This window comes from Campylobacter sp. MIT 97-5078 (assembly GCF_006864455.1).
Lineage (GTDB): Bacteria > Campylobacterota > Campylobacteria > Campylobacterales > Campylobacteraceae > Campylobacter_D.
This window is the reverse complement of the sequence record NZ_QHLK01000005.1, coordinates 122,451-130,549: the sequence shown is the minus strand read 5'-3', so window position 1 is coordinate 130,549 and position 8,099 is coordinate 122,451. Positions and strand designations below refer to the sequence as shown.

General features: G+C 33.7%; 6 protein-coding genes and 1 pseudogene. 2 read left to right on the top strand and 5 right to left on the bottom strand.

Annotated features, from left to right (window positions below):
- The first annotated feature begins 54 nt into the window (after nt 1-54).
- Nucleotides 55-651 (top strand): C39 family peptidase, encoded by a 597-nt coding sequence (locus tag DMB91_RS04250; protein ID WP_143116826.1) that lies wholly within the window; start codon nt 55-57, stop codon nt 649-651.
- Nucleotides 652-783: 132 nt separating this feature from the next.
- Nucleotides 784-1,401 (top strand): annotated as a pseudogene (locus tag DMB91_RS04245) (ubiquinone/menaquinone biosynthesis methyltransferase).
- Here DMB91_RS04245 and DMB91_RS04240 read toward each other — a convergent pair.
- From DMB91_RS04240 to DMB91_RS04215, 5 genes are all read right to left on the bottom strand, one after another.
- The gene (locus DMB91_RS04240) at nt 1,398-2,891 is read right to left on the bottom strand and encodes a tripartite tricarboxylate transporter permease (RefSeq protein WP_034902546.1); all 1,494 of its coding nucleotides are present in this window, start codon (nt 2,889-2,891) and stop codon (nt 1,398-1,400) included. The pseudogene DMB91_RS04245 and the gene DMB91_RS04240 sit on opposite strands and share 4 nt — an antisense overlap.
- A gap of 9 nt (nt 2,892-2,900) precedes the next feature.
- A complete protein-coding gene (locus DMB91_RS04235; protein WP_034902543.1) occupies nt 2,901-3,347 on the bottom strand; it encodes a tripartite tricarboxylate transporter TctB family protein in 447 nt (148 codons plus the stop codon).
- A gap of 3 nt (nt 3,348-3,350) precedes the next feature.
- Nucleotides 3,351-4,316: a Bug family tripartite tricarboxylate transporter substrate binding protein gene (locus DMB91_RS04230; RefSeq protein ID WP_034902540.1), complete on the bottom strand. Its 966-nt coding sequence runs from the start codon at nt 4,314-4,316 to the stop codon at nt 3,351-3,353.
- Between the two features lie 473 nt (nt 4,317-4,789).
- Nucleotides 4,790-6,571, bottom strand: a complete 1,782-nt coding sequence (locus tag DMB91_RS04220) for an aminopeptidase P family protein (protein WP_034902537.1) — start codon at nt 6,569-6,571, stop codon at nt 4,790-4,792.
- The gene (locus DMB91_RS04215) at nt 6,568-8,079 is read right to left on the bottom strand and encodes a peptide MFS transporter (protein ID WP_143116825.1); all 1,512 of its coding nucleotides are present in this window, start codon (nt 8,077-8,079) and stop codon (nt 6,568-6,570) included. The genes DMB91_RS04220 and DMB91_RS04215 overlap by 4 nt, the downstream gene beginning before the upstream one ends.
- Between the last annotated feature and the right edge of the window lie 20 nt (nt 8,080-8,099).

The following is an 8,099-nucleotide window of genomic DNA, read 5'->3' as shown; positions in this document are numbered from 1 at the left end:
AATCTTAATCTTTTATTATGATACAATCTAAAAAACACACAAAAAGGTATTTCAATGCAAGGAATTTTAAAAAGTTTTATAATCTTTATCTTATTTCCTTTGGCATTACAAGCAGATTTTATTGTTAAATCCTACCAAGAACTTAAAAATCAAAAAGTCATAAGACAAAATTATGAAGAGTCTTGTGGAGCTTCAGCCTTAGGCACCTTAATTAATCTCATCGATGATAAAAAACTAAGTGAATTAGACCTTTTAAAGATGATGAACCAAAAAGAACTTTATACAGATATGGTAAGTTTTGCAGATTTAAAAGAAGTCGTTAAAAAACTAAATTATGAAAGTCAAACTTATCAAATCAATACAGAGCTTTTAGATAAACTTATCAATATCCCTATCTTAGTTAAAATTGAGGATGACCCACGCTTCCCACATTTTGTTGTAATTATTAATCACAAGGGGAATTATTTGCAAGTTCTTGATCCAAGTCACGGAGAATATATAAGTTCTAAAAGAGAGTTTTTTAGTGTATGGGATAAAGACAATAAAGGAGGATATGCTTTAATCATAGCCCCTAAAAAAGAATTAAAAGTTTTTACTCTTAATCTCCCTAAGGCTTTGCATTTTGAATTTAAGCCTTTTAGTTTGTATTGATTGACACAAATTAATAATCTAATGCAGTTTTCATTCCAGTAATCGTCCAAGCTATTAAAGCTAAAAGAGTGGATACAACTATACCAAGCCAAATTGTAAAATTCCTAGCTCCTCTTTTTTTAAGAAAATAGAATTTTAAGTTTTGGTATAGATATAAGTTGGCGTAGATTTGCTTGCAAAAGAGTTTTAAAGTTTTATCAAAATGATGATTTAAACATCGTTGTTGTAGCTTGTGGTGCAGGTGATATGATAGAGATTTAGCAAGGAGAGCATGAGAAAAATCTATTGCAAATATTATAAGGTATAGATCCAAGTGAGGGTATGTTAAATATAGCAAAACAAAAATTTCCAAATATTGAATTTATAGAATCAGGCGCACAAAATTGACCTTTAGAAAATCAAAGCACTGATATTATAATGGAATTCGTAATATAGTAGAAAGACAAAAGGCTTTAAAAAATTGCTAGAGTGCTTAGAAAAGATGGGGTTTTAGTGATTTTAGAATTTACAAAAAGAAAAAAGAGTGGTTTTATCGTAGCTTGTAGAGATTTTTATCTTAAAAATATCTTAGCAAGTATAGGAGACAATCAGTAAAAATAAAAGCACATATGAGTATTTGCCTAATTTTATAGAAGATTTTTAAGCAAGGAAGAACTTATAAATAAGCTTGAAAATATAGATTTTCAAATGCTTGATTTTAAAGGTTTTAGCTTCGGGGTAAGCTCTATGTTTGTAGCCAAGAAAGTCTAGTTTTTAGGCTTTCTTAATTTTTTTATAAGGGGTGGCACGACTATAACCAATACAGCCGCTATAAGTAACACTTGAGTGATAAATCCTCCCCAAAGTATAGAAAAATCTCCATTGCTTATAGATAAAGCTCTTCTTAGATTAACTTCTAATTGTTCTCCAAGTACAAAGCCGAGTATAAGTGGTGCCATAGGAAATTCAAGTTTTCGTAGTATATAGCCTAGTATGCCTATAATTAAGATTAAAATCAAATCAAAGCTTGTGCTATTAATAGAATAAACCCCTATAGCAGAGACTATAGCTATAACAGGAGCCAAGCTCCACATAGGAATGCTTAAAATTTTTACAAAAATTCCAACCAAAGGTAAATTCATTAAAAGCAAAACTACATTGGCAAAAAGTAGTGAAGCTATAAGCCCCCATACTATATTGGCTTGATCTGTAAACATGGTAGGACCTGGAGTGATATTATAAAGTGTTAAAGCTCCCATCATCACAGCTGTAGTTCCAGACCCTGGAAGTCCAAGGGTAAGCATAGGGATAAAAGAACCGCAAGCTGAAGCATTGTTAGCTGCTTCAGGAGCTGCTACACCTTTTAAATCTCCTTTGCCAAATTTCCCTTTATCTCCAGCGATTTTTTTCTCGCTCATATAGGTAATGGCACTAGCTATAGTAGCTCCAGCACCAGGTAAAACACCTACAAAAAATCCTACAAAAGAAGATCTTAGTATAGTCCAAAAACAAGATAAAAATTCTTTAACACTCACCAAAAGTTTTCCTGTTTTTTCAATGATATTTTGGCTAGTATGAGTATTTTCTAGCATAAGAAAAATTTCACTTACTGAAAAAAGCCCCATAACTAAAACTACGAAAGAAATTCCATCATATAAGTGCGGACTATCAAAAGTAAAGCGATATACTCCTGTATTGCCATCTATACCTATAGTGGTTAAGAAAAGTCCTATTAATGCTGAAAGTAAAGATCTTATAGGTTTTTGTGCGAGCATACTTCCTAGAGTAGCTAGAGCAAAGATAATAAGGGCAAAATATTCAGCAGGTCCAAATTTTAATGATAGTTTAGCAATAAGCGGAGCAAAAAGTATAATGCCACAAATAGCGATAAAAGAGCCTATAAAAGAACTAAGAGCTGAGATGCTAAGTGCTTTTCCTGCTTGCCCTTTTTTAGCTAAAGGATGTCCATCTAGTGTTGTCATGATAGCTGCTGCATCTCCTGGTATGCCAAGAAGTATAGAGGAAATTCTACCTCCGTATTCACATCCCATATAAACTGTTGCAAGTAAAATAAGTGCTGATTCTGCAGGGAGTTTCATTGCAAAGGCTAAAGGAAGTAAGATGGCTACTCCATTTATAGGTCCAAGTCCTGGAAGCATACCTACAATAGTGCCTATAAAGCAACCTATTAGAGCTATTATGATATTTTGCGGATCTAAAGCTACGCTAAATCCATGCATTAAATACATCCAAGTATCCATCATTTCCTTTCAGTTAAAATAATCAAATATAAAACCAAATGGTAGAGTAATTTGTAATAAATTGTCGAAAAAATAATATAAAATAAAACTACTAACTATAGAAAAAATAAGAGCTTTTAATACGTTTGCATTAAAAAGTAAAGCCATGATAAACATCAAACACGCTGTGCAAATTATAAAACCTAAAAATTCAAAACAAAGAGCATAAAGTAAAAGTGCTATGGCTAAAATAATAAGTTTTTTCCAAAGAGCTAAATTGCCCCATTCTACCTTAGTATCTTCAGCGAAAAAAAGAAGTAAAATGGAACAAAAAGCAATTAAAGCTAGGGTTGCTATAGGAAAAGGACGGGGTCCTAAAGGTTCGTAGTTAAAATCAGAGTGTATGCCCCATCCTATATAAATGCCTATAATAGCTAATACAAATAGTATTCCTGAAAAAATTCTTGAGCTTAACATTATTTACTTTATAAGGTTAAATTCTTTAGCCATGATTCTGTATTGTTCAGTTTGCTTTTTTACAAAATCGTCTAATTCTTTACCATTTTTATTAAATTCAAATAAACCTCTTTGGGCTAATTGATCTTTGTAAGCTTGAGTTTTTTGAAATTTTTCAAAGGCATTAAGCCACCAATCATAAGCTTCATTTGAAACCTTTGGTCCCATATAATAAGCTCTTACTGTAGGCCATTCTACATCATAACCTAGTTCTTTAGCGGTTGGAATATTAGCTAGAGCATCAGGAAGTCTATTTGGGGCAAAAACTGCTAAAACTCTAATAGTTCCTGCTTCAATTTGTGGCACAAGTTCAGCTATACCTGCACTGATTACATTAATATGGTTTCCTAAAAGTGAAGTTAAAGCATCTCCGCCTCCTTCAAAGGCCACATAGCGGATTTTCTTTACATCTACATTGATAGCTTTTGCAAGCATTGCTGTTTGCATCCAGTCTTGTCCTCCTATGGAGCCACCCGCACCTATACTAATAGAGCTTGGATCTTTTTGTAAAGCACTGATTAGATCTTGTAGATTTTTATAGCTAGAATCCGCTTTTACAGCTATCATTCCATAATCCACTCCTGCAGATGCTAACCATCTCACATCATTTTCATTATATTTTCCATGCTTGCCTGTGGCAATATTTAACAAAGTTCCACTTGAAAAGGCTACGATGGTATTTTCATCTTTAGCTCTATTGCTAATCATGGTATTATAAGCTACAACACCTACTCCACCAGGCATAAAACTTACTCTCATAGGGGTTGAAATGATTTTAGCATCCAGCATACCAATTTGTGCAAGTTTGCAGGTTAAATCAAAACCTCCTCCGGGTTGAGCTGGGGCTATACATTCTGGACGATTTGGCTCTTTGGCTAAAACCAATGAAGCACCAAGAGCTAAAAGAAAGCAAAAAAGTTTTAATTTCATAATACAATCCTTTCATTTTTAAGTTTGAAATATAGAAAACATTATATAATCTTTAATTTAGAAATTGTATTATTAAGACAAAAAAGACTTAAAATTTACAAAAGTGCAACTTTATTACACATGATTAATTCTTTTATACTTTTTGCAATAAATTGTATTTGAAAAATTATGAAGATAAGTGAATTAAATTTTAAAGCCAAGACTTTAGCGGAAAGCTTTCAAGGATAACTATGTATAGTTCAGGATATTGGTATTTTGATTTGAAACCAAGTATAACTTATGCTATGTTTAAGAATGCTAATTAAAAAAAAGTAAAATTTTTAGCCTTAAAAAGCGTTTGCAAAAAGAACGATGAGATTATAACAGCGATAGAAATACTAAAAACGAACTTAAATTTCCACCAAATATTTGATTGATTAAAGCCGTGTCTTTAATTTTTAGTTTTTCTGTAAAATACGCCTTTATGAGCAAGCTTATAAAGTCTTTGTTTTTCTTTTTAGCCAAGCTAGAGCTTTACCTTTAAGTTTTGGAGAAAGTTTTTTAAATACAAGTTTATGATAGTCATTTAGCCATTTTTTTTCACTTTCATCAAGCATTTTAAGCTCTATGCAAGTCTTTTCAAAAGGACAAAGCGTAAGTGTTTCATAGCTCATAAACTCACCAAATTCGTTTTTATACTCTTCTTTGATTACAGCTAAGTTCTCAAGCCTTACGCCGTGTTTATTTGCTTTGTAAATTCCTGGTTCTATGGAGTGAAAAACGCCTTTTAAAGCTATATTATGTGCGTTTATAGGAGCATACATTGAAAGCACAGCTGGTCCTTCATGCACATTTAAAAAATACCCCACTCCATGTCCGGTGCCGTGCATATAATCAAGATGATTTTGCCATAAATTCGATCTTGCTATACTATCAAGCAAAGGCAAGGCGATATTTTTTGGAAAAACAGCTCTACTCATAGCGATCAATGCCTTTAACACTAGGGTGTAGTCTTTCTTTTGCTCTCTTGAAATTCGATGTATTGGCACTACTCTTGTGATATCTGTAGTGCCGTTTTCATATTGAGCGCCTGAATCAATGAGTAAAAGTCCATTATCTTTGATCTTGCTAAAACTTTCTTTAGTTGCTCTGTAGTGGGGTAAAGCCCCATTTTCGTTAAAGCCAGCAATGACGCTAAAACTATTGCTTATAAATAAAGGATTTTTAGTTCTAAAGGCTGTAATTTGATCATTAATATCAAGTTCGCTAAGCTCTTGTTTTTGCTTTAAAGCCTTTTCTAGCCACGCAAAAAATTCACACAAAGCAACTCCATCGCTAATCATAGCATTTTTAATATTTTGAATTTCTTTATTATTTTTGTAAGTTTTAAGCAAAGTACTAGGATTTGTAGCTTTAATGAGCTTTAAGCCTTGTTTTTTAAGAGTTCTTGCTATGAAAACGCTTGTTTTAAGTGGATCTATGAGTATATGAGCTTTTGGAAGTGTTTTAATAGTGTTTGTTAGCTCCTCATACTCTTTAAGCTCAAAACCTTCCTTTAAAAGCCTTGCTTTAAGCTTCATATCAATGCTTTTTAAAGAGGCAAACAAAACTGCTTCTTTTTTACCTATACACAAAAAAGATAAAAAAACGGGATTGCATTCTATGTCTTTACCTCTTAAATTCGTGATATAAGCGATATCATCAAGGCTTGAGATGAGATGATAAGAAGCGTTTAATTCTTTCATTTTAGCTCTTATGCTAGCTAGCTTTTCACTCCTGTTCGCACTGATAAAAGCCTTTTTTTGCTCGTAAATTTCTTTTCTGGGCAAAGGGGGTTTTGGCACAAACAAAGGCTCGCTTAGGTCCTTAAAAACAAGCTTATTTTTTTGAGCTTTTAAACTTTTTTTAAGCTCCTTGCAAGCACTTACACTCAAGCTTTTTGAATCCACAGCTACGCAGGATTCTTTTAAATGCTTGCTTAGATAACTTATATAAGAATTTGTTAGGCTGAGCTTTTCAAGCCTTATGCCACTTCCCTCAAGTTCTTTTAAGGCTTGCAAATGATACCGCCCATCAGCGAAAAGCAAAGCCTCATTTTCAAGCACCACTAAAGTGCCAGCCGAACCTGTAAAACCACTGAAAAAAGCTCGCTGTTTAGAGCAAGCCGGCAGGTATTCATTAAAATGTATATCACTACTAAGCACCACAAAAGCTGAAATTTTTTCTTTTTTCATACTTGTTTGCAAGGCTTTGATTCGGGAGGCGTAAATATTCATTTTTCTTCCTTTTTAAGCATAGCATAAATCGGTTTTTTCACAATGAAAAGCACTAAGGCAATGATAAAAAGGGCTAAAGTGCATTGGAAAAATAGCGTTGGTAAATTTTCTATCTCATCGGCTCTTACGCCCCCGCCTATAAGTCCAGCGACTATATTTCCAAGTGCTGAAGTTACAAACCACAAGCCCATAATTTGATTTTGTATGATTTTAGGAGCGATTTTTGACATTATAGAAAGCCCTACTGGACTAAGGCAAAGCTCGCCCATAGTCAAAAACCAAATACTAATAACAATCCAAAGCATAGATACACTTTGTCCCCCATTTGCCAAAACAAGCTTGGACGCAAAGATCATCACGCCAAAGCCAAGTCCAGTGCCGATAACGCCTAGTGCAAATTTAGTAATAGAACTTAACTCAAAGCCTTTTTTGGCTAAAAATATCCAAAACGCACTCATCAAAGGAGCAAAGATAATGATAAAAAGGGGATTTAAAGCTTGAGACCAAGTAGCTGGAATTTCATAACCAAAGATAATCCTGTCTGTAAAATCTTGTGCAAAAAGATTAAAAGAGGTTGGTTGTTGTTCAAACGCACCCCAAAAAAACACGGCTGCTATGAAAAGCACAATTAAAACGATAAGATTCTTCTTTTCGCGTTTATCAAGCTTTAAAAAGATGAAAAGATACGCAAAATACACTAGTGTGCAAACTAAAATGATAAATATCATATTTTTAGAAAGGCTTACTGAATTGATACTTAAAAAACCATTCACACACAAGATAAAAAGTAAAGCAAAAATCGATACTACAGCGATAATAAAGCCTTTAGCAAGGCGTGAATTTGTACCTGTGCTCTTGTCCCATTCGGTATTTATAGGGTGTAATTTTTGAAATTCATAAAAGTCCGGAATAGTTTTAAAATAAAATATAATCAAAGCCACAAGCATACCAAGTCCACCTATACCAAAACCAAGATGATAGCCAAAATTTTGTTGTGCAGCCCCGCAAATTAAAGGAGCCATAAATCCACCGATATTTATCCCCATATAAAAGATAGTAAAACCAGAATCCCTTCTTGCGTCCTCTTTGGTATAAAGCATACCCACCATCACAGAAGAACAAGTCTTAAAAAGCCCTATGCCAGCGACGATAAAAGCAAGCCCTAAGAAAAATGAAGCATGCCAAAAAAAGGACAAGGCAATGAATAGATGTCCAAAAGCGATGATAACTGCTCCGTAAAATACAGCTTTCTTTTGCCCAAAAAGATTATCTGCTAGCCAGCCACCTGGTAAGGTTGCAAGATACAAGCAACCTCCAAATATACCCACAATCGCTGCTGCCTCGCTTCTATCTATACCAAGCCCACCCTCAAAAAGTGTAGCAGCCATAAAAAGCACGAGCAAAGGACGGATTCCATAAAATGAAAATCTCTCCCAAAGCTCAGTCGTAGAAAGAGAAAAAAGCGGTTTTGGATGTCCTAAAAAAGAAGTATTAATCTTATCTTTCATTATATATCCTTGTGTTGTTA

Bases quoted from the DNA above. Each gene is read 5' to 3' on its own strand.
- DMB91_RS04235 (WP_034902543.1), bottom strand. From the start codon at position 3,347: ATGTTAAGCTCAAGAATTTTTTCAGGAATACTATTTGTATTAGCTATT.
- DMB91_RS04240 (WP_034902546.1), bottom strand. From the start codon at position 2,891: ATGGATACTTGGATGTATTTAATGCATGGATTTAGCGTAGCTTTAGAT.
- DMB91_RS04230 (WP_034902540.1), bottom strand. From the start codon at position 4,316: ATGAAATTAAAACTTTTTTGCTTTCTTTTAGCTCTTGGTGCTTCATTG.
- DMB91_RS04220 (WP_034902537.1), bottom strand. From the start codon at position 6,571: ATGAATATTTACGCCTCCCGAATCAAAGCCTTGCAAACAAGTATGAAA.
- DMB91_RS04215 (WP_143116825.1), bottom strand. From the start codon at position 8,079: ATGAAAGATAAGATTAATACTTCTTTTTTAGGACATCCAAAACCGCTT.
- DMB91_RS04250 (WP_143116826.1), top strand. From the start codon at position 55: ATGCAAGGAATTTTAAAAAGTTTTATAATCTTTATCTTATTTCCTTTG.